We start from the raw sequence: 21102 nt of genomic DNA, 5'->3' as shown, positions 1-21102 counted from the left end.
CGACTTAAGTGAATAGGCAACTATGTTATTTTGGCAGGAAAAACCTGGTTTTGGGTTAACTTCAAAAGACGTTAACGTCTTGACCAATGCACAAGAATATCGCACGCATTTATTAGCACTTATCGCAGGTGCGAAAACACGTATTTACATAACGACACTCTATTTACAAAATGATGAAGCAGGGCGAGAAGTATTAACTGCACTGCATGAAGCCTCACTTGCTAACCCTGCACTTGAAGTAAAAGTGTTGGTGGACTTTCATCGTGCTCAGCGAGGTTTAATTGGCGCAAAAAAATCAGACGGTAACGCAAGTCTTTATTGCGAATATCAGCAAAAATACCAATCGAACGTTGAAGTTTATGGTGTACCAGTAAAGGCCAAAGAGCTATTTGGTGTATTACACCTGAAAGGTTTTGTGATTGACGATACTTTGCTTTATAGCGGGGCAAGTTTAAACAATGTTTACTTACAATATGAACAACGTTACCGCTTAGACCGTTATTTTGTTATCAAACAAGCCGCTTTGTGTGACTCTATTATTCAGTTTATTAGCGAGCATTTGCTGAATTCACCAGCGGTGCCGCGCTTAGACACACGGCCATTAACTAGGTTTAACGATATCCGTTTTGACCAAAAACAATTAACGCGAGATTTAAAGTCAGCCAGTTATAATAATGGGGCAATTAAGCATGACTCGCCGTTAGATATTCGATTGTTTTTAGGCCTTGGTAGACGTGGTAATCGTTTAAATCGAGTTATAAAATCATTATTTGATAATACTGAACAAGAGCTTGTACTGTATACCCCGTACTTTAATTTTCCAGCGCCATTAATGCGCTCACTTAGGCGTTTACTTAAACAAGGTAAAAACGTAACTATAATTGTTGGTGATAAAACCGCTAATGACTTTTACTTACCGCCAAGCGAACCATTTAGCAAAGTAGGGGCGTTGCCTTATTTATATGAAACGATTTTATATAAGTTCTTAAAATCGCAAAAACGCCATATTACCAATGGCAACTTGAATGTTTACTTATGGCAACACGAGAGTAATTCATTTCACCTAAAAGGTATTTGCAGCGACAAACGCACTCACTTATTGAGCGGCCATAACTTAAACCCTCGTGCATGGGGGCTTGATATTGAAAATGGTATTTTAATTGATGACCCAGAGCAGTCACTAATGCCTGCTATTGAAAACGAAAAGCAAGCGATTTTAACCCATTGCCGACGTTTGACAGGTGCTGAAGATTTAGAAACGGTAGACGATTATCCGGCACCGGTTAAAAAGCTATTAGGGCAAGCTAAGCGTGTTAAAATGGACTTTATAATCAAACGTTTTATTTAGACTGTTTAGTCTATATCTTTAAGATTTATGCAGATAAAAAAAAAGCAGCGAATTCGCTGCTTTTTTTAATTGTTTGCCCAGCGAAGCTGGCAAACCCGATAGGCTGAAAGATGCCTTATCACCCTGACTAAGGGGAAGATAATCTGAATGGCAAGGGCGTCACTGGCCAACGGTGGGGTCTGAAGGAAGCCATAAGAAGTTAGAGGTACACAACTAACCGTAACCTGTTTCGGCAGTATTGGTGGGTCAGCGTGCAAAATAGCGCAACGCCCTATACTTAGTCAGACCAATACTGTGCTTGAGGGTGGGATTTCTAACAGGGAGCCAGTGCAGTAACTGGGGAAGCCTGGCATCTAAACTTAATGAGAGTAAGTGGCCTAAATTCAAGGTGAAAGCCAAGATTTAGTGTCGGTGTGAGGTGGCAGATGAACCCGTAGTAGTGAGTAAGGCTAGGCCGATGAAAGCCAGTAATGGTGTGGAGGGGAAAACCAAGCCGACCATCAACATTATGTTTGATGGGGTCAACTTTAGCCAAAAGCTTTAATTGATTGCGAAGGGGGGAAGTATTCTTTAAGCGTATGAAAGACGGGAACTTTTGTTTATCGGCTCACAAGTATTTCGACGGAAATAGCCAAAATATGACGGCCAAACAGGAATGTAGACGCTGAGAATTGAAGGGCGAGCAATGGAGTAATGACTGACCACTTAGGCAGATTGCCAAAAAAGGCTAGCACACCTAATGTCATCATGAAGAATCAGCGATAAGTAGAGTGACACGAGCAGACATACCGCAAGCAAAGGCAGAAAATGACAGTTTACTACAGCTTGTACGGACAATTATTAGACATTAATAACCTGTACAAGGGATTCAAAAAAGTGAAAGCAGCTAAAGGAGCGGCCGGAATAGATAGGCAGACCGTAGGCGCATTCGCCCTGAATTTAGAAGCAAACTTAAAACAACTGCAACTTGAGCTGCAAACCAAGCAATATAGGGCACAACCTGTCAAACGGGTGGAAATACCCAAAGATGATGGCGGTGTCAGAATGCTAGGTATCCCCGCAGTTCGAGACCGAATAGTGCAACAAACACTATTGAACATACTCCAACCGATATTCGACATCGACTTTCACCCATCGAGTTATGGGTATAGGCCGAAACGAAGCTGTCATGACGCTATCAGTAAAGCAAGTGTATTTATCCGTAAATACCATCGCGACTGGGTCGTAGACATGGATTTGTCGAAGTGTTTTGACCTGCTTGATCATGCTTTGATAATTAGGAGTGTTAGACGCAAAGTGACGGACGGTAGTATTTTAAAACTGATTAATCAGTTCTTAAAAAGCGGAGTAATGATAGGTGAACACTGGGAGGCTAGTACGATAGGAAGCCCACAAGGTGGCGTAATTAGCCCGTTATTGGCCAATATCTACCTAGATGCTTTCGATCAAGAAATGAAAAAGCGTAATCACCGAATAGTGAGGTATGCAGATGATATCTTGATTTTGTGCAGCACAGAAAAAGCAGCGCAAGAAGCACTTAAGGCATCCACCCAGATACTAGAGCGAGACTTGAAATTAACCGTGAACCAAAATAAAACCCATATTGCTCATAGCAGCAAAGGAGTGAAGTTTTTGGGAGTAGAGATAGGTAGCCAGTGGACACGGATACAAGCATCAAAACTCATCGGGTTTAAACAAAAAGTGAAGCAATTAACAAAACGTAACGGCGGCATAAATTTAGCAGAAGTAATAAAACGGCTAAATCCAGTTGTGCGCGGTTTTGTAAATTATTTTAGTATAGCCAATTGTAAACGAGAGCTAAAAGCCTTGGCAGGTTGGATCAGACGAAGACTAAGGGCAATACAGCTGAGGTTGTGGAAGAAGCCATCAAGGCTACATCGACGACTAAAACAGTTAGGAAAAAAGCCACCGTTTAAGTTCATTAAGATGAACTCGTGGCGTAACTCACTAAGCCCTTTATCTTGTGTATCGATGCCAAACCAATGGTTTGAGGAGCTTGGTTTATATCCAATAGAAAAAGTGAATACGGGATGGCTTGCTTTATCGGCGTTTAGGAAATAAGTTGATAAAATGTGAAGGGTACAGGAGCCGTATACGAGGTCCGTACGTACGGTTCTGTGAGAGGGATGAGGCATAAGCCTCACCCTACTCGATGTTAGTTCCGCATATTTACGGCGTTCACACTAAGCGTTTTCAACTGCTGTACGAGGATCTTCGTAAGGCATATTGAACGCTTCAGCAACTTCTTTGTAAGTCACTTTGCCTTTCAGTACGTTTAAGCCTTCTAAGAAGTGCTCGTCATCAAGTAGCGCCTTTTTATAACCTTTGTTTGCAAGGTTAATAATGAAAGGTAGCGTAGCATTATTAAGTGCAAACGTAGAAGTACGTGGTACCGCACCTGGCATGTTAGCAACACAATAGTGAACCACGTCATCAACAATAAAAGTAGGATCTGCATGGGTTGTTGCTTTAGAGGTTGCGATACAACCGCCTTGGTCAATTGCAACATCAACAATGGCAGAGCCTGGTTTCATTGCTTTAATGTGATCGCTAGTTACAAGCTTAGGTGCCGCAGCACCTGGAATAAGTACACCACCAATAACTAAATCAGCTTCTAGTACATGCTTTTCAAGGGCATCAGCAGTTGAGTAAATAGCTTTAACTTTATTACCAAATTGTGCATCAAGAGCACGTAGCACGTCGATATTACGATCAAGAACAACAACCTCAGCACCTAAGCCAATAGCCATTTGCGCTGCACTACGACCAACCATACCGCCGCCAATAACAACAACTTTAGCTGCCTCAACACCAGGTACACCACCAAGTAACATACCACGGCCGTGGTTTGATTTTTCAAGTGCTTGTGCACCGGCTTGAATTGACATACGACCAGCTACTTCGCTCATAGGCGCAAGAAGCGGTAAACCACCACGTGAATCAGTAATTGTTTCATAAGCGATACAGATAGAACCACTTTTAACAAGCTCTTCAGTTTGTGGAAGATCAGGTGCAAGGTGCAGGTAAGTGAAAAGAATTTGCTCTTCACGTAACATCGCACGTTCAACAGCTTGTGGCTCTTTTACTTTTATGATCATGTCAGCTTTTGCAAACACATCTGCAGCGGTTGGCAAAATTTCTGCACCCGCTAATGTGTAGTCTTCGTTAGTAAAGCCAATGCCCATACCAGCATCTGTTTCAACAAATACTTGGTGGCCGTGGTTTACAAGTTCACGTACGCTCGCAGGAACCATACCTACACGGTATTCATGGTTTTTAATTTCTTTAGGTACACCAATAATCATAAAATTCGCCTTTATAAAGCTTGATAAAATTTTCCACTATTATATTCATGATAAGCCAGTGTGTCTCACCTTTTTTAGGTTTGTTTATAGTGTTATAGTCTATAAAATTGTTTTATTTAGTTAAAAAAACTAGTTGGCACTATGCATGAATTATTGGACCGAATTGACCGTAAAATTTTAATGGAATTACAGCTCGATGGCCGTATTTCAAATGTAGAATTAGCAAGGTGAGTAGGCTTAAGTGCCACCCCATGTTTAGAGCGAGTAAAAAAGCTTGAACGAGAAGGCTATATTTTAGGATATAAAGCGGTGGTTGATTCTGCCAAACTTGGACAAGGCTTGTCGGTTTATGTGGAGGTTACAATTATTAAGACCTCTGCGGATGTATTTGATGAGTTTAGTGCTGCCGTAAAAAAGCACGAAGAAATAATAGAGTGTCATTTAGTATCAGGGAATTTTGATTTTTTATTAAAAACGCGGGTAAATGATATGTCCGAATATCGTGGTGTGCTCGGTGATATATTATTGAAGTTACCCAACGTTAGTGAAAGCCGAACTTATGTAGTGATGGAAGAAGTTAAAGGCGAGCAAGGGATGATCATCCGTCCGTACGTTAACTAGTTTACTCATCGAGCAAGCAATCACAAAAAACTTGTTCATAATCAGGCAAGCTTAGATAAGATAGAGTGCATCAAAAAGCTTTTTCTGCTAAAGTATTTTGCTTAAATGCATCTCAAAAGTGGTGTTTATTAACAGCACAGCAGTGACGATAAAGATAATAAAGAGGAATAGGGAATTATGCGCCTAAATGGTGTGCAAAGACTATTAGAAGCAGGGCTTATCATCAGCACATTTGCTGCGGTATTTATTTTGTGTGCCCTGATTAGTTTTGATCCGGCGGACCCTGCTTGGTCGCAAACAGGCGAATTTGTAAAAGTAAAAAATATCACTGGCACGGCAGGTGCGTGGATCGCGGATATATTACTGCTTACATTTGGCTGGCTTGCTTATTTTGTACCTGCGGGTATTCAACTCTTTGGTTATTTATTATTTAAGCAGCCACATAAAATTTTTCAGCTCGATTACACCACTTTAGCGCTGCGTGTGATTGGTCTTACTCTGTTTATTACCTCAGCGTCGGCAATTAGCAGTATTAACTTTGATGACATCTATAACTTTTCATCAGGGGGAGTAGTGGGGGATGTTATTGCTTCAGCAATGATGCCTGCGTTTAATTTTACTGGCACGTCTATTTTACTATTATGTTTTTTCTTTGCTGGTTTAACGCTTTTAACTGGTGTCTCATGGGTGCAGTTTGTTGATTGGCTAGGTGATTTGGTTGTTAGTATTTATAACCTTGCTCATTATCACTTAAAAGGCTGGTTGGACCGTGAACGCTCCGCGCTTGATGAGCCTAAACGAAGTGATGCAGAGTTTTCTGGGTCAGATGATGCCATAGATGAGATTAATTTTAACGAGCCAGCTCCAGCTAAAACGTCAAAATCAGCCGCCAAGCAAAAAGAAGACACAAAAAACGAGCCATCTCCTTTTGATGATCTTGACGATATTCTAGACCAAGAAATTAATTTTAGCGCCATTGATGATGAGCCTCTTGATACGGTTACTGAATTAAATGCGCTTGATCAAAGTGAAGTAGCTGAAGCGCAAAAGCCAACAACAACGGTGGTTTCACCAGCAAGGCCAATGCCTAAACCAAAAAGTACTTATCAGCCTCCACCAACGGCAAAAGAAAAATTTGAACAGTTATTGGATGAGGAACCACCGAGTGCGCCGTTGCCAACACTCGATTTGCTCGACAGACCAGACAAAGCTAAAAACCCAATCTCGCCCGAAGAATTAGAGGCAGTATCGCGCTTAGTAGAAACTAAACTACTTGATTTTAATGTGCAAGCCGCCGTAGTCGGCGTTTACCCAGGCCCGGTTGTTACACGTTTTGAGCTTGATTTAGCTCCAGGTATTAAAGTCTCTAAAATTACCGGGCTTGCTAAAGACTTAGCCCGTTCATTATCGGCTGTAAGTGTACGTGTCGTGGAAGTTATTCCAGGTAAAACTTATGTTGGTATAGAGCTGCCAAATAAACACCGTGAAATTGTCCGCTTGTCTGAAGTTATTGATGCGCCAAAATTTGAACAAAACCCATCACCACTCACTATGGTACTCGGTAAAGATATTGCCGGAGAGCCGATTTGTGCTGATCTTGGCAAAATGCCACATTTGCTTGTTGCAGGTACTACCGGGTCAGGTAAGTCAGTGGGCGTTAATGTGATGATATTAAGCTTACTGTATAAATCAGGGCCTGATGATGTTCGTATGATCATGATTGATCCGAAAATGCTTGAGTTATCGGTGTACGGTGGTATTCCACATTTATTGTGTGAAGTAGTCACCGATATGAAAGAAGCCGCTAACGCATTGCGTTGGTGTGTAGGTGAAATGGAACGTCGCTACAAATTAATGTCGGCGCTGGGTGTGCGTAACTTAAAAGGTTACAACCAAAAAGTGTTAGATGCTAAAGAAGCGGGGCATCCAATAATGGATCCGCTATTTAAAGACACCGATGGCATGAAAGAAGGCCCAGATGAATTAGGTAAACTGCCAAGCATTGTAGTCGTTATTGACGAATTTGCCGACATGATGATGATTGTAGGTAAGAAAGTTGAAGAGCTAATTGCGCGTATAGCCCAAAAAGCGCGTGCAGCAGGAATTCATTTAATATTAGCAACACAGCGTCCATCGGTTGATGTTATTACCGGCTTAATTAAAGCCAATATACCCACACGCATGGCGTTTCAGGTTTCAAGTAAAATTGATTCACGTACTATTTTAGACCAACAAGGTGCTGAAAACTTACTCGGTATGGGTGATATGCTTTACTTACCGCCAGGTACTAGTGTGCCAGTGCGTGTACATGGTGCATTTGTTGATGACCATGAAGTCCATGCTGTAGTTGATGACTGGAAAAAACGCGAAAAGCCTAATTACATTGATGAGATTCTCAACGGTAATGCCACAGAAGATATTTTGTTGCCAGGCGAAAACAATGAAAACAGCGATGATGAATCCGATCCACTTTATGATGAAGCCGTTTCATTTGTTATTGAATCGGGCAAGGTGTCAGTATCAAGCGTGCAACGTAAACTGCGCGTAGGTTATAACCGTGCTGCCCGTTTAGTTGAACAAATGGAAACTTCGGGAATTGTCAGCTCACCAGGTCACAATGGTGCTCGTGAAGTATTAGTGCCCAATAATGGAGCAAATTAATGAAAAAAATTAACTATTTAGCATTGGTCCTTACGTGCCTTGTTTCGGCGCAAAGTGTTGCCAACGAAAACGACAGCCAAGAACTGCAGCAAAAATTGCAATCGATTGAAAGCTTTAAAGCGCAGTTTTCTCAAAATGTAACAGATGGCCAAGGCGAAACCATCATGGAAGGAAAAGGCGATATTGCCTTACAACAACCGATGATGATCCGCTGGCAGCAAACAAGCCCTGACGACACCTTATTTGTATCAAATGGCAATAAAACCTATTATTTTGACAGCTTTGCTGAGCAAGTAACCATTATGAATACCAACAGCTTAATTGATTCAACACCATTTGTGCTATTAACCTCTGAAGATCCTGCACAGTGGCAAAAGTATCAAGTAACCGCTACCGATAATGGTTTTAGTGTCACACCTAATCAAGGTATTGAAAGTCAAGTTGAACAGCTTGATATTGTTTTTGCTGCAAAGCAGCAAGGTTTAGCTAAGTTAATGGTTAAAGACAGCTCAGGGCAGTCATCTTTATTTACTTTTAGCAACCCAGTAATAAACGAGAATCTTGCAGAATCAACCTTTGAATTTACCATCCCAGAGGGTGTTGATGTAGACGACCAAAGCCAAGGTCACTAGCGTAAAAATGCAAGTGTTAAGCTAAATGGACAAGGAAAATGAGTATATACATTGAGTAATTTAGGCTTCAATTTCGGCCCCGATGTACGTCCCCTTGCGGCGCGTATGCGGCCAAATTCACTGAACGAATATATCGGCCAGCAACACCTTCTAAGCCAAGACAAACCGCTTTATCAGGCCATTCTTGCAGGGCGTTGTCATAGCCTCATTTTATGGGGCCCGCCTGGTGTGGGTAAAACTACATTAGCGCAAATTATTGCTAATCACGCAGATGCTGCACTTATTCAAATGTCAGCGGTGACTGCCGGTGTTAAAGATATTCGTGATGCGGTAAGTGAGGCTAAAAATAACCTTGAAGGGCGCGGTCAGCGTACCTTATTATTTGTTGACGAAGTACACCGCTTTAATAAATCTCAGCAAGATGCGTTTTTGCCTCATATTGAAGACGGCACATTTATTTTTGTTGGCGCAACTACCGAAAACCCATCTTTTGCACTTAATAACGCTATTTTATCTCGCGCTAGGGTATATGTACTTAAGTCATTACAAGAACCTGATTTACACCTAGTGATCGAACGTGCCCTTAAAAACGACGCTGAACTGTGCAGCAAAACCATAATACTTGCTGATAACGCTAAAAAAGCGCTTTGCCAAGCAAGTGATGGCGATGCCCGTAAAGTACTTAATTTACTTGAGCAAGCAATTGATCTAACTAATGAGCAAAATGGTCAGTATGTCGTTGACGAACATATTTTAAGCCAAGTTTTGCCTACTCATTTAGCTAAGTATGACAACGGCGGAGATGAATTTTACGACTTAATATCGGCGTTTCATAAGTCAGTACGAGGTAGCTCACCCGATGGCGCACTGTATTGGTATTGCCGCATTTTAGCAGGCGGCGGCGATCCTTTATATGTAGCAAGACGTTTATTAGCTATTGCTACCGAAGACATTGGCAACGCAGATCCAAGAGCGATGGAAGTTGCACTTAATGCGTGGGATATTTTCCAGCGCGTAGGGCCAAGCGAAGGCGAGCGGGCAATAGCACAAGCCACACTTTATTTAGCCAGCGCACCAAAAAGTAACGCTGTGTATATGGCTTTTAATCAAGCTAAAACAGACGCACAAAATGAACCAAGTTACCCGGTTCCAGAACACTTGCGTAATGCCCCAACGAATCTAATGAAAGACTTAGGCTACGGCGCTGAGTATCGCTATGCTCACAATGAAGAAGGTGCGTTTGCAGCGGGTGAAAAATACCTTCCAGAAGAAATGGATGGCAAACGTTATTATCAGCCAAGCGATCGCGGGCTTGAGCAAAAAATAAAACAAAAGCTCGAATACTTACAGCAGCGCGACCAAGAAAGTGACCTGAAACGTTATGACAACAGTTAAACTTTACATGATGATCGCCTTTGGCGGTGCATCAGGCGCTTGCTTACGGTACTTTATTAGCGAAACCATGGTAAAACTGCTGGGTAGGGGATTCCCTTTTGGTACGTTGACGGTTAATATTCTGGGTTCATTGTTGATGGGCATTTTATACGGCTTGATTGAAAAAGATATAATCGCTGTTAGCCCCGCTAAAACCTTAATTGGAATAGGCTTTTTAGGTGCATTGACCACCTTTTCAACATTTTCAATGGATTCGTTGTTGTTATTGCAACAAGGTCACTTTTTTAAAATGGCCCTCAATATCGTCTTAAACGTGACGGTCTGTATTTTTATGGCTTGGCTGGGCCTTCAGCTGGTAATGCAAAAAGGTTAAAAAACTAACATGTTAGATTCTAAATTATTACGTCAAGATATCGAACAAACCGCAGCGCGTTTAGCCGCACGAGGTTATGAGCTTGATACTAAAGCAGTAACTGCTCTTGAAGAAAAACGCAAAACACTTCAAGTAAAAACGCAAGAGCTTCAAAGTGAGCGTAACAGCAGCTCCAAAGCCATTGGCCAAGCAAAAGCCAAAGGCGAGGACGTACAGCCATTATTAGACGCGGTAAGTGATTTAGGCGCGCAGCTTGATAGCGTTAAAGCCGAACAAGACACTATTTTAGAGCAGCTAAAACAAATTTCTTTAGCTATCCCTAATTTACCTGACGAGTCGGTACCAGAAGGTGCGGATGAATCTGATAATGTTGAGATTTCAACATGGGGTACGCCTAAAAAGTACGATTTTGAGGTTAAAGATCATGTTGATTTAGGGCAAGACTTGAACGGCCTTGATTTTGAAATGGGCGTTAAAATTACGGGCTCTCGTTTTACTGTTATGCGTGGTGCAACCGCGCGTATGCACCGTGCGCTAGTACAATTTATGCTAGACACTCACACAGACAAAAATGGCTACACAGAAATGTACGTGCCGTACCTAGTTAACCGCGACAGCCTTTACGGTACTGGGCAGTTACCTAAATTTGCAGAAGATTTATTTCACACCAAAGGGCTAGTAAACGATGACGGCGAAGAGCAAGAAGGCTTTAGCTTAATTCCAACAGCAGAAGTGCCACTTACTAACAGCGCTCGAGATGAAATTTACGACGAAAAAGACTTACCTATTCGCTTAACTGCACATACGCCGTGCTTTAGAAGTGAAGCGGGCAGTTACGGGCGTGATACCCGTGGCCTTATCCGTCAGCATCAGTTTGATAAAGTAGAGCTTGTTCAGCTTGTAAAACCTGAAGATTCAATGCAAGCTCTAGAAGAGCTAACAGGTCACGCTGAACAAATCTTACAAGCATTAGAATTACCGTACCGTAAAGTGATTTTATGTATGGGCGACATGGGCTTTGGCTCTGCAAAAACCTACGACTTAGAAGTGTGGGTACCCGCACAAGATACTTACCGAGAAATCTCATCATGTTCAAACATGGCCGACTTTCAAGCGCGCCGTATGCAAGCACGTTTTCGCCGTGCAGGCGAGAAAAAACCAGAGTTATTGCACACACTAAACGGCTCAGGTTTAGCGGTAGGCCGTACACTTGTCGCTATTTTAGAAAACTACCAACAAGCCGACGGCTCAGTAATTGTGCCTAAAGTGCTACGCCCATATATGGGTGGGTTAGAAGTGATAAAATAAGTTTTAGATCTATAAATTTTAAGAGGCCGCTGTTTATAAAAACAGCGGCTTTTTTATAGTGTAAATTCTAAATTTAATAATGGTCAATTGGCGAGAGTAAAATTAGTGGCTTGTAGTTAACTCGGTTCGCACATCGCTATGGCTTAATTGCGATTAAATCGTTCGAATTAAACAGTACTTTGTGTTTTATCTAATATTACTGTTCTCCACCACTTTGTATATTCCTACAATTATAAAGTACGCGTCTAACTTAACTAATTGTTTATAGATGTTTATTTGATAGCTAAGATAAAAGCGTTGTAGTATATGGATATTTTTCGGTTTATAAAACGGCAAATGTCGTAGATATAATGGTTAGGACTTTTCCCGCAGAACACTAGATTTTTTAGAAAAGGATTTGAAATACATGAAGTTCATCAAGTTTACAACGTGCATCTTGGTCGTTGCCATTGTGGTAGCAGCACTGTCTTACCAGAAAGTTATCTCAAAAATATTGCTGCCACAGTATATTGACTGGGCGTATGAAACTGATAGACAAGGTTTGGAGTCTGGAACACCTTTAAATGCACAAGAATTTTCTTTAGCAACCGATATAGGAATTCAAAACCCAGATAAAGTAAGGATTGTGTATGTGGATGAAGTTCCGTTCCCATACGAAAACTTTGCCCTGAAAACACTAGGTGAAGCACTCGGATTCATTGGTGAAGATATCATCAACAATGCCCAAGTGTTCGGTTACTCAATTTATGTTCGTAATGGTTATGAACTGGATAGGGCAAAGCTTGCTCATGAATTGGTACATGTACTCCAAATTGAACGAACCAGTCTCGACCACATAATAACTCAGCACTTTTCGGATTTAGCAGAATATGGGTACGACAAAGCTCCTTTAGAGGTCGAAGCGTTTAAAGCGAATAAAGAATATGCGAGTGATTGGTAACCATGCGGGGGAGTAGAAAAACATAACAAGCGCATAAACTCGCTCGCTTGAATTTGTAGCGATAAAGTTTGCCAAAAATTAATCAACTATAACGCTACTGTATAGCGCGGCGTTATATTTTCTATAAATCGGTGTTAAATTTGTATGTATGCTTTTCAATTTACAAGTGATGGGAAAGGGCAAATTCAAATTGATGACTTTATTGAGTCATTTGAATCGGAATTTTGTTTTTGGTCAAAGAGTGATTATGAAGCACATTGGTTAAAAGCATCTGAAGAATTATCTTTAGGTAAAGACGTCTCCTTTATTACTTCTATTACAAACCCTGGAAGTTCTAATTTTATTAGAACTTGGACTTGTTATGTTAAAAATAAAGAGCTAATATTTCAAGAAAATATACTTTTTTTAGATGATATGCCCTTTGAATTCAATATCGCTACTCCCCATGAAAATGTATTACCTTATGAGTCAGTTACGCAGGATGGTGACGATATATCTGAATGGCGAACAAAAATATAACAAGCTGCTCTGGCTCCGCTTAGCTTTACGTTTTAAGCAACTACAATTTGCCCCTTAACGAGAGTGTTATGCGCCACTCAAATCAGAGTCGTATATAAAAGATGAAGAAGTATAGGGTGTTGAATAAAATGGAGATAGGAAGTAGATTTTATCAGTTTTATGGATATTTCTTTCAGTCAACTATATTTATTGTGATATTTTTTCACCTCATCACGATCACGCAGAGACCTTGCAGGCATTCCTAACGTATAAGATCGCAGGGAGGACGCTATCTCATGTGTTCGAATAGTGAGGGACTGTCTAGTCTAGTTTAGCTTTGTCGTGCGAGGGTATTTAGAATTGCGAACTGGCAAACAAGCTTTTGAACGGAAATTTTTGAGGCCGAGGATTGAACAGGTTGATCGCGTCTATGTTCTTCAATAAGGGCGGATTCATTCAATTTTTTAGTGTACCAAGGCCGGTAAAAAGTATGCTATGTTTATTGATGTTAGCCTCTGCTGTTTAGTTATTTGACCAACTATATGACTCTAGCTTTGAATTAAGCTAACCCACAAAAGCGTAGGCTAACACCGTGTGGGAGTCATTATGTCAAGCGATTTAAAGGTGAACGGAAACAATGGATTTATTTTTAGAGTTGCAAAAAGGACTAGGGATACTTTTTAATACTTTACAGCTATTAGTTGTGTTGACCTTTGGTTACTTATATTTCAGCTTTCGTAAAAGAGCAAAACAGTCTGGTTATAAAATATACAAGCACCTGTCGCTGGGGTTTTTATTTACTTTCATATCCATTCTTATCCCGATGGTCTCAATAGCTTTTGGTACCTCGGTATTAGGCGATGCTTCACATGATAATTTTTATTTGTACAATGATTTACCCTATTTCTTAGCCACTTTTGCGAGTCTAGGTTGTTTTATTTTGGCCGCAAAGGCAAAGCTTGAACCGGATGCCTAACAAAACACTCAAGTCATTCCCTTCGGTCGCAGGGGCACTTATACGCGGGGCGGCATTCTTGTGCCTGCCCCCCCTTAGCTTAGTTGTAAGCCTTTACAGCACGGTGTACATGAAAATAAATGCGGAAAAATAAATGGTATAACTCTGATATACAAGATTATGGAGATTGTTGCTGTGCTTTTATGCGTTCCACTTTTATGAATCGTTTTATTCCCGCTTCTTATCGTCTATTCTCTTTTTAATAAACATATAAGATGCTGAAGGTATTGATAGTTTGTTTAAACCTAAACTTGATTTGAGTGTGGTGTGTATAGGCTGCTATTGCTGCAACAACCCCTTTTACGGATGATATCTTTATATTGGACTTCCTAGCTTTGCTTTTAAGTATCTTTTTCTTTCCTGCTAGTTGGTTATATTGTTGGTATTTATCAAAAAAGCAACCTAAAGTAGCAAGTGAGTTATAATAAGCTAATTAATAGGGACAAAAAACAGTTGGCTGTTTTTGTTCCTTACTATTTTAACCTATTATTAGGACGTTAGGCTTTTTGTTCGTCCGGTCTAGCGTCTATATTTTTTATAGGACGAGGAGATAAAAAATGAAAAAAATGTTATTTGTTGCACCATTCGCATTGCTATTAACTGCTTGTGGAGCGCCTAGTGTTAATGATTTGGTAGAAGACCCAGAGTTATTGGCTGAAACAGCTCAAAAGTGTTCAAAGCTTATGGCGCAAGGTAAAAATGCTGATACAGAAGAGTGTAAAAATGCTCAGCTTGCACAAAAGAAAATAATTGAGAATATGACCAAAGGTATTATGAACCAATAAAGTAATGGCTAAGAAAAAGAGTAACAAGTTGCTCAAACAAAAAATAAGGGGTGGCGTAGCTCCTGAACAGCCCCCCTTATTTTGTAACTAACGCCTTTGGCCGGACAACAAAAGCTTTGCTTTTACTTCCTTTATTAAGGCGTTAGGCATATACAGGAAGTATTATGTTAGATTCAAGTACAAATAAACCTCTTATGTTGGGTGGGTTTTTCAGCGCAGTTGCTGCTTTAGCTCACTTAGGGTGCATTATATTTGGTGGTGATTGGTATCGCTTCTTTGGGGCTGGTGAACAAATGGCTAGGATGGCGGAAGCAGGAGAGTCTTATCCTACTATTGTTACATCTGTTTTGGTTTTAGTACTTTTAATTTGGTCTGTTTATGGGTTATCTGGTGCAAGGTTAATTATTAAACTTCCGCTTTTACGTACAGCTTTGGTACTTATATCATCGATTTATGTACTACGTGGCGTAGTATTCGTTGTGTTAATGCCTATGTTTCCTGAAAATAGTATTATATTTTGGCTTGTAAGCTCCGCAATATGTTTAAGTATCGGTATGCTCTATTGTGTTGGTACTTATCAAAGCTGGTCAAAGTTAAGTGCAAAATACGCCTAGCAAGGCGTTAGGTGATACCGGACTTTCGAATGAACTATTTTAAGAAATCTATACTACTTACACTCTTTATCTCGCCTCTTGCACTCTCACAAGTAAGCCAGCTTCATAGGGTATCGGGATATTTAAGTTTCTTCATCGGCCCAAGCGGTGATGGCGAATAAAGTATTCAGGAGTCTATTCAAGTATCTGAGTGTGTAGCCAAAGAGGCAAAAGACAAGTGGTCTGAAAACTACTTCAATGATTTTGAAGAAGCGCTTTCAGGCTTTATAGATAAGATTGAGTCTGAAGTCAAAGACCCTCAGGCGCTTATGCTGAATGGGCCATCTCAGCCAAGCGATAAACTACACAAAGAATTGAGGTCACTGCGACCTTTCGTTGAGTCTTGTGAAACTAAAGTTGGGGCAGAAGTCGAATTCTAGTACCTAACAAAACAGTTTATCCTATTCTGTTTATTCTTTTGGCGTTACGAGTAATAGCTTTGCTTTTTGACCATCAGTTAATATAGCTATATTACCGTTATCGGTTACAAATACATCTCGTAGCCTTCCAGTGATCTCTGGGAATACATGTGATTGGGTAAAATCACCATCATCTAAATTAACCGCATAGAGTTTTTTGTCGACTAGGGTGGTGATCAGGACGTGCTTTTTCAGTGAAATAAAGGCACCTTGCTTTGAGCCATAATAAGCCATACCTGAGGGCGCAATAGACGGCGTCCAATCAACGGTAGGCTTTTTCATACCTGAATATTCTGTAAAAGGTGAAATACGGGCTTGAGAATAATCTTTACCATAAGTTATCACCGGCCAACCGTAATTGGTGCCTGCAGCTAAGTAATTTAGTTCGTCACCACCAGCAGGGCCATGCTCATGACTGACGATTTGTTTGGTATCATAATCATAAACCAGCCCTTGGGTGTTACGGTGGCCAAGTGAGAAAACCGCACGTGCAACCAGGGTTTCATGATCAATATATGGATTGTTTTTTGGTAAACTGCCGTCTAAATTTATACGTAATACTTTGCCAAGCTGGCTAGTTATTACTTGTGCTTGTTCTCGATGATCAAAGCCATCACCACTTGAAAATAGTAAAGTATTATCAGGTAGCACAAGGGCGCGCCCTGCATGATGCTGTGGTGTGTCTTTATCAGTTGCAACTTGATAAATGATCTCAGGTTGTGAAAAGCCGGTGCCATCAAAGGTGGCTTTAGCAATCACGACTCGGTTTGCGTCAGAGTTACCTTGAACATAAGTGAAAATAACTTTATTGGTCTCACTATAATCAGGCGATAATACAATATCGAGCAGGCCTCCTTGGCCGGCAACATATAATCCATCAAGCGCTAAATTAACTCTAGATTGTTGATTGTTTTTTACAATTACTACGTGACCGTCACGTTCGGTAATTAACCATGTGCCATCAGGCAGTTCGACCATACTCCATGGAGATTGCAGCTCAGTGGCTAGGGGGAAAATTTTGTGTTTTTTTGTTGGTAACGGTGTGTCGGCTTGTACTGAAAATACAAAAAGCCAAGTAAGTGTAAAACAGCAGATAGATTGTTTACGACTCAAGCCTTTGCTACTGTTGATAAAACGTTTCATTTTAAGTTGAGAAAACCATGAACTTTTTAACACGTTTGTTACCTTCATTTTTAGCTTCCTGGTTACTTACATTCACACTTGCTAGCTTGTTTCATAGTCAATACGTTGTCAATCAATTAGTTAATGTTGGTGTAGTCGTTGGTTTTAGTGATCGGGTTAGTTTAACCCTCGATGATTGGCTGGGCTTACTACCAACTTATGGTGCTATAATTGCTGTTGCATTGCTGATTGCATTTTTAATCACTGGGTTTCTTTATAGTAAGTATAATAAATATGGCGTGCAGCTATTTATTGCTGCTGGAGTCGTGGCGTTTGCTGTTGCTTTGGTGGCTATTGAGTCAATTATGAATATCACTATTATAGCGGGCGCAAGAGGCTGGGGATTTTACGCTCAATTGACTGCTGGAGCCGTAGGTGGATATGTTTTCGGTATTTTAACTAAAAAGTATATTAGCAAAAATGAACTTAATTAGTTTTAATACGATAAAAATAGTGAGTTGTTACCGCTTCACCTAAATACTTCATAGAGCCGCTGTTTATAATGAACAGCGGCTTTGTTGTGTGTATGTATTGAGTTTATGTGCTAAAAAATCAAACTAAAGAGCTTATAACTACTGAGAGCAAAAATGAGTAATAATACGGGCAGTATAAGTAGATTAACGAGTGTCGAGTTTGTGTAATTACCCATTACCGATTTTTGGTTTACTAGCCATATGAGGTAGGTGGTGACTATTGGGAGCAAGAGGCCATTGGCGGCTTGTGCAAAGATGATTACGGCCACAGGATCTAAGCCAAGAGAGGCAACTGCTGCACCAAAGAGTAAAATAATAAGGGCGACCATTTTAAAGTGCGTGCTGTTCATATTATTAGACCAACCAATCATACCGCATACTGCGTAAGCACCGGCAAGAGGTGCTGTTATTGCGCTGGTTAATCCTGCGGCAAATAAACCAATTGCAAAAAAGTAATGGGCTGCATCCCCTAATAATGGTTCTAGCTGCATTGCCATATTAGCTGCACTGACTTTACCGGCATCGGTGCCATAAAAGGCAACAGATGCGGTGGATAAAATTGCTAATGTAATAACACCACCAAGGGTGATTGAAATTCCCGTATCGAGGTTGGTTTGTTTTATAACTTTGCGTTTATCACTTTGTTTGTCATGTTGTGCAGCTAATACTCCTGAATGTAAAAATAAGTTATAGGGCACGATGGTGGTACCGATTAAGGCCAGCACAGTGGTAATCGAGCCATCAGGAATGCTAGGCACAAAGCCTGCTAACACTTGAGTAATAGGGGGGGCTGCCATTATTAAAGTAGATATAAACACCAAACTCATTAAAATCACTAAAAAAATCAGCGCGGTTTCAACTACTTTATGTTTACCGCTGTACAGTAATGCAGCACTGAAAATAGCAATTAATGGCGTCCATACTTGGGCATGCACCTGCGGGAAAATTTCAATTAAGCCCATACTTGCCCCGCTTAGATTTCCTGCTTCATAAGCTGCACTGCCAACGCCAATGGCGCTTATCACTAAGAAAGCGGCCAGTTTTTTAAATAAGGGAGTTTGAATATGTGTACGTAACGCTTGAGCTAAGTCTTGGCCAGTTGCCACACCAAGGCGTGCAGCCATAGACTGTAATAAAATAGTCGCTATAACAGAAAATAGTAGTGTCCAAATAAGCGCAAAACCAAAATTTGCACCGGCTATGCTAGCACTGGTTATAGTGCCTGGGCCAATAAAAGCGGCTGTGACAAGTAGGCCTGGTCCTAATCGCATAAGTAACCTTATTGTTGTTTAATGTGTGTAACTGTATTGATACAAGGCGTTTTGATGGTGCTAATTATCGCCAGTCGCTTCAGTCATCTTAGCTGACATATATTTATCAGTAAGTTACAGCATACAAGTAAAGTTATATTGCTAAAGTATCCCCAAAATTAGCCTTTATATATCAATGAACTAATAGTGTTAAAAAATATGGGTAGTGAGGGAACATTCATGGTGTTTTGTGATCTTATGAATCGCTTAAAAACAACAGAACTAAACACCATGAATGCGTCTACTATTTTGCACAATATGCTCCGCGCTGTCACCCCTAACTCTATTCATAAAGCCAGATTTAATACTCTAGTCGCTGCCGTTAAATCTCTTTTGCACTGTCAGCAATGCACCTTGACATCTATTGGTCGCAATTTGGATTCAAAAACAACTGAAAAACATGATATTAAACGTATTGATCGACTACTCAATAACCACGAGCTTTTGCGTGAGTCGACATCGGTTTATGTTCGCTTAAGCCGTTTTGTGGTCACTGAAAAGCATCCCGTCATTTTGGTTGATTGGAGTCATGCAGATACACAAACCAAATACTGTATTCTGCGTGCCAGCATTGCCAGTGAAGGTCGTTCTTTGACCCTGTATCAGGAAAGTGCATTCAGTTTTCAGTATCATTGCCCAAAAGTTCAAAAACGGTTCTTAAAGATGCTCAAACTGATTTTGCCGGGTGACTGCCGGCCCGTCATTGTGACGGATGCGGGCTTTAAAGTTCCTTGGCTCAAAGCCGTGCGAAACAATGGCTGGCATTATATTAGCCGTGTTCGAGGTACGGCACATTTGAAAACGCAGGGCAGCGATGAGTTTGTTCCATGCCAGTCACTATTCAAGAGCAATCAACGTAAGAGCCAGTATCTTGGCGCGACCGAGTTGACCAAAAGTGCAAAATATCAAACTCATGCAGTGCTGGTTGGCAAGGGACATAAGTTATTAAAAAGAGATAAAAAACGTGGTTATAAGGAGCCTTGGCTACTCGTTTCTTCACTTCCAAAGAGGCACCACTTTCTCGAAAAAGTACTCAAATTATATGGTATGAGAATGCAGATAGAAGCAGGATTTCGAGATCAAAAAAGTGTTAGGTTCGGCTTAGGCTCAGATCTGCACAGGACAAACAAACTCTATCGATTAGACATACTGTTGCTGCTTGCCACACTGGCTCATTGGTTCTCAATGATGCTGGGGGCAGTGATAGACAAAGCAGGAAAGACAGGCGCTTTTCAAGCTAATTCAACCAAAAAAAGACGAGTAGTGTCATGGGCATTTGTTGGGCTGCGATACTTCAAAAAACAGTCCATTAAACTGCGACGGCGAGATTATTTGGCAGGACTAGCCTATTTCGTACAGGTGGTAGTGCAACTCGATTGGAAAAATATGGATGTGAGTGATGTAATTGAAACTTAATGATTATTTCTGGGGATCCCTTAGGTTATATTGTTAAAAGCGTGTCGTTTCATATTTATCACACTTAAACCTATATAAACCTTTTAACATGAGCTCATTGTTTTTAGCAGGAAGTGTCTTAAGTGGTTTTATTTAATCGGTAATTTTTATACACCGGAGGTTCATTCTTTTAATTGGTTAGTTTGTTTTTCTTTAATATTCTTTAATTTCAGGTGGTTAATAATGGTTTGAACTTTGCAGGGTATTTGGTTCGAATAAAAAATTAAGGAACAAAAATGACTGAATTAACGTTATCTGCTTACTTTGCGCTTTATTTATATTTTATTATGTTGCTTATCCAGTGGGGCGTAGCAAGTTTTTCTAAAGCTAATCAGCCAGGCACGGTGCCCGGTAAGCTAAGTGATAATTTGAGCCATGAAAGCTTTGTATTTAGAGCACATCGCACTTTTCATAATACGATTGAAAATAGTCCGTTATTTTTAGGTACGGTACTATTTGCTTTTATCGTTGGTCTGCAAAGCAGCATTTTTGCTATTAGTGTGTGGATCTACGTTATTGCACGCATAATCCACATGGCGCTTTATTATATGATTGCGACAGAGAAAAACCCCAGTCCACGTAGTTATTTCTTTTTAGTGGGAGTAGCCGCCAATATTGTGATACTCGGATTAGTCGGCCTACGTTTAGTGGCTTATTAATAACGTTATATACGCAAAAAAGCCCACTGTTGTGGGCTTATTATCTATT

19 protein-coding genes and 1 pseudogene are annotated in these 21102 nt (G+C 40.6%); 17 read left to right on the top strand and 3 right to left on the bottom strand.

Annotated elements, in window-relative coordinates; all coding sequences use genetic code 11:
- Positions 1–22: 22 nt before the first annotated feature.
- Together pssA and ltrA are read left to right on the top strand one after the other, a co-directional pair.
- On the top strand, positions 23–1348 hold the full coding sequence (gene pssA / locus ACT3S9_RS08175; protein ID WP_441835584.1) for a CDP-diacylglycerol--serine O-phosphatidyltransferase: 1326 nt from the start codon (positions 23–25) through the stop codon (positions 1346–1348).
- Between the two features lie 807 nt (positions 1349–2155).
- A complete protein-coding gene (gene ltrA, locus ACT3S9_RS08170) occupies positions 2156–3430 on the top strand; it encodes a group II intron reverse transcriptase/maturase (RefSeq protein WP_086960535.1) in 1275 nt (424 codons plus the stop codon).
- Between the two features lie 122 nt (positions 3431–3552).
- Here the strand turns inward: ltrA and ald are convergent, their stop codons facing one another.
- Complete coding sequence (ald, locus tag ACT3S9_RS08165; RefSeq protein WP_441835583.1) at positions 3553–4674, bottom strand: alanine dehydrogenase; 1122 nt, start codon at positions 4672–4674, stop codon at positions 3553–3555.
- Positions 4675–4815: 141 nt separating this feature from the next.
- Here ald and lrp point away from each other — a divergent pair.
- The 12 genes and pseudogenes from lrp to ACT3S9_RS08105 all read left to right on the top strand — a co-directional run bounded on the left by lrp (position 4816) and on the right by ACT3S9_RS08105 (position 15516).
- Positions 4816–5295, top strand: a pseudogene (gene lrp / locus ACT3S9_RS08160) (leucine-responsive transcriptional regulator Lrp).
- Positions 5296–5472: 177 nt separating this feature from the next.
- Positions 5473–7956 carry a DNA translocase FtsK 4TM domain-containing protein gene (locus tag ACT3S9_RS08155; RefSeq protein WP_441835582.1) on the top strand — a complete coding sequence of 828 codons (2484 nt, stop codon included), beginning with the start codon at positions 5473–5475 and terminating at the stop codon, positions 7954–7956.
- Positions 7956–8588, top strand: coding sequence for an outer membrane lipoprotein chaperone LolA (lolA, locus tag ACT3S9_RS08150; protein WP_441835581.1), 633 nt, complete (start codon positions 7956–7958; stop codon positions 8586–8588). Before ACT3S9_RS08155 ends, lolA begins: the two co-directional genes overlap by 1 nt.
- Positions 8589–8639: 51 nt before the next feature.
- Positions 8640–9983 carry a replication-associated recombination protein A gene (locus ACT3S9_RS08145; RefSeq protein ID WP_441835580.1) on the top strand — a complete coding sequence of 448 codons (1344 nt, stop codon included), beginning with the start codon at positions 8640–8642 and terminating at the stop codon, positions 9981–9983.
- Positions 9970–10356: a fluoride efflux transporter CrcB gene (gene crcB, locus ACT3S9_RS08140; RefSeq protein ID WP_441835579.1), complete on the top strand. Its 387-nt coding sequence runs from the start codon at positions 9970–9972 to the stop codon at positions 10354–10356. The genes ACT3S9_RS08145 and crcB overlap by 14 nt, the downstream gene beginning before the upstream one ends.
- 9 nt (positions 10357–10365) lie before the next feature.
- Positions 10366–11664 carry a serine--tRNA ligase gene (gene serS / locus ACT3S9_RS08135; protein ID WP_441835578.1) on the top strand — a complete coding sequence of 433 codons (1299 nt, stop codon included), beginning with the start codon at positions 10366–10368 and terminating at the stop codon, positions 11662–11664.
- A gap of 406 nt (positions 11665–12070) precedes the next feature.
- The gene (locus ACT3S9_RS08130) at positions 12071–12604 is read left to right on the top strand and encodes a hypothetical protein (RefSeq protein WP_441835577.1); all 534 of its coding nucleotides are present in this window, start codon (positions 12071–12073) and stop codon (positions 12602–12604) included.
- A gap of 144 nt (positions 12605–12748) precedes the next feature.
- Complete coding sequence (locus ACT3S9_RS08125) at positions 12749–13123, top strand: hypothetical protein (RefSeq protein ID WP_441835576.1); 375 nt, start codon at positions 12749–12751, stop codon at positions 13121–13123.
- A gap of 145 nt (positions 13124–13268) precedes the next feature.
- Positions 13269–13412, top strand: a complete 144-nt coding sequence (locus ACT3S9_RS08120; RefSeq protein ID WP_441835586.1) for a DUF6326 family protein — start codon at positions 13269–13271, stop codon at positions 13410–13412.
- Positions 13413–13739: 327 nt separating this feature from the next.
- A complete protein-coding gene (locus ACT3S9_RS08115; RefSeq protein WP_441835575.1) occupies positions 13740–14078 on the top strand; it encodes a hypothetical protein in 339 nt (112 codons plus the stop codon).
- A gap of 596 nt (positions 14079–14674) precedes the next feature.
- Positions 14675–14902 carry an EexN family lipoprotein gene (locus ACT3S9_RS08110; protein ID WP_441835574.1) on the top strand — a complete coding sequence of 76 codons (228 nt, stop codon included), beginning with the start codon at positions 14675–14677 and terminating at the stop codon, positions 14900–14902.
- A 164-nt stretch (positions 14903–15066) separates the two neighbouring features.
- Positions 15067–15516: a hypothetical protein gene (locus ACT3S9_RS08105; protein WP_441835573.1), complete on the top strand. Its 450-nt coding sequence runs from the start codon at positions 15067–15069 to the stop codon at positions 15514–15516.
- Positions 15517–15965: 449 nt separating this feature from the next.
- Here the strand turns inward: ACT3S9_RS08105 and ACT3S9_RS08100 are convergent, their stop codons facing one another.
- Positions 15966–17150 (bottom strand): PQQ-dependent sugar dehydrogenase, encoded by a 1185-nt coding sequence (locus ACT3S9_RS08100; RefSeq protein WP_441835572.1) that lies wholly within the window; start codon positions 17148–17150, stop codon positions 15966–15968.
- Between ACT3S9_RS08100 and ACT3S9_RS08095 the strand changes: the two genes are divergently transcribed.
- Positions 17135–17590, top strand: coding sequence for a hypothetical protein (locus ACT3S9_RS08095; protein WP_441835571.1), 456 nt, complete (start codon positions 17135–17137; stop codon positions 17588–17590). The two genes, ACT3S9_RS08100 and ACT3S9_RS08095, sit on opposite strands and share 16 nt — an antisense overlap.
- Positions 17591–17700: 110 nt before the next feature.
- Here the strand turns inward: ACT3S9_RS08095 and ACT3S9_RS08090 are convergent, their stop codons facing one another.
- On the bottom strand, positions 17701–18900 hold the full coding sequence (locus tag ACT3S9_RS08090) for an Nramp family divalent metal transporter (protein WP_441835570.1): 1200 nt from the start codon (positions 18898–18900) through the stop codon (positions 17701–17703).
- 237 nt (positions 18901–19137) lie between these two features.
- Between ACT3S9_RS08090 and ACT3S9_RS08085 the strand changes: the two genes are divergently transcribed.
- Together ACT3S9_RS08085 and ACT3S9_RS08080 are read left to right on the top strand one after the other, a co-directional pair.
- Positions 19138–20355: an IS4 family transposase gene (locus ACT3S9_RS08085; RefSeq protein ID WP_301562640.1), complete on the top strand. Its 1218-nt coding sequence runs from the start codon at positions 19138–19140 to the stop codon at positions 20353–20355.
- 275 nt (positions 20356–20630) lie between these two features.
- Positions 20631–21053 (top strand): MAPEG family protein, encoded by a 423-nt coding sequence (locus tag ACT3S9_RS08080; RefSeq protein ID WP_441836280.1) that lies wholly within the window; start codon positions 20631–20633, stop codon positions 21051–21053.
- The last annotated feature ends 49 nt before the right edge of the window (positions 21054–21102 follow it).

It is taken from the genome of Pseudoalteromonas sp. AOP31-A2-14 (genome assembly GCF_052378035.1).
Classification (GTDB): Bacteria; Pseudomonadota; Gammaproteobacteria; order Enterobacterales; family Alteromonadaceae; genus Pseudoalteromonas.
Note: the sequence above shows the minus strand (reverse complement) of the source record. Positions and strands in the feature narration are given on the sequence as shown.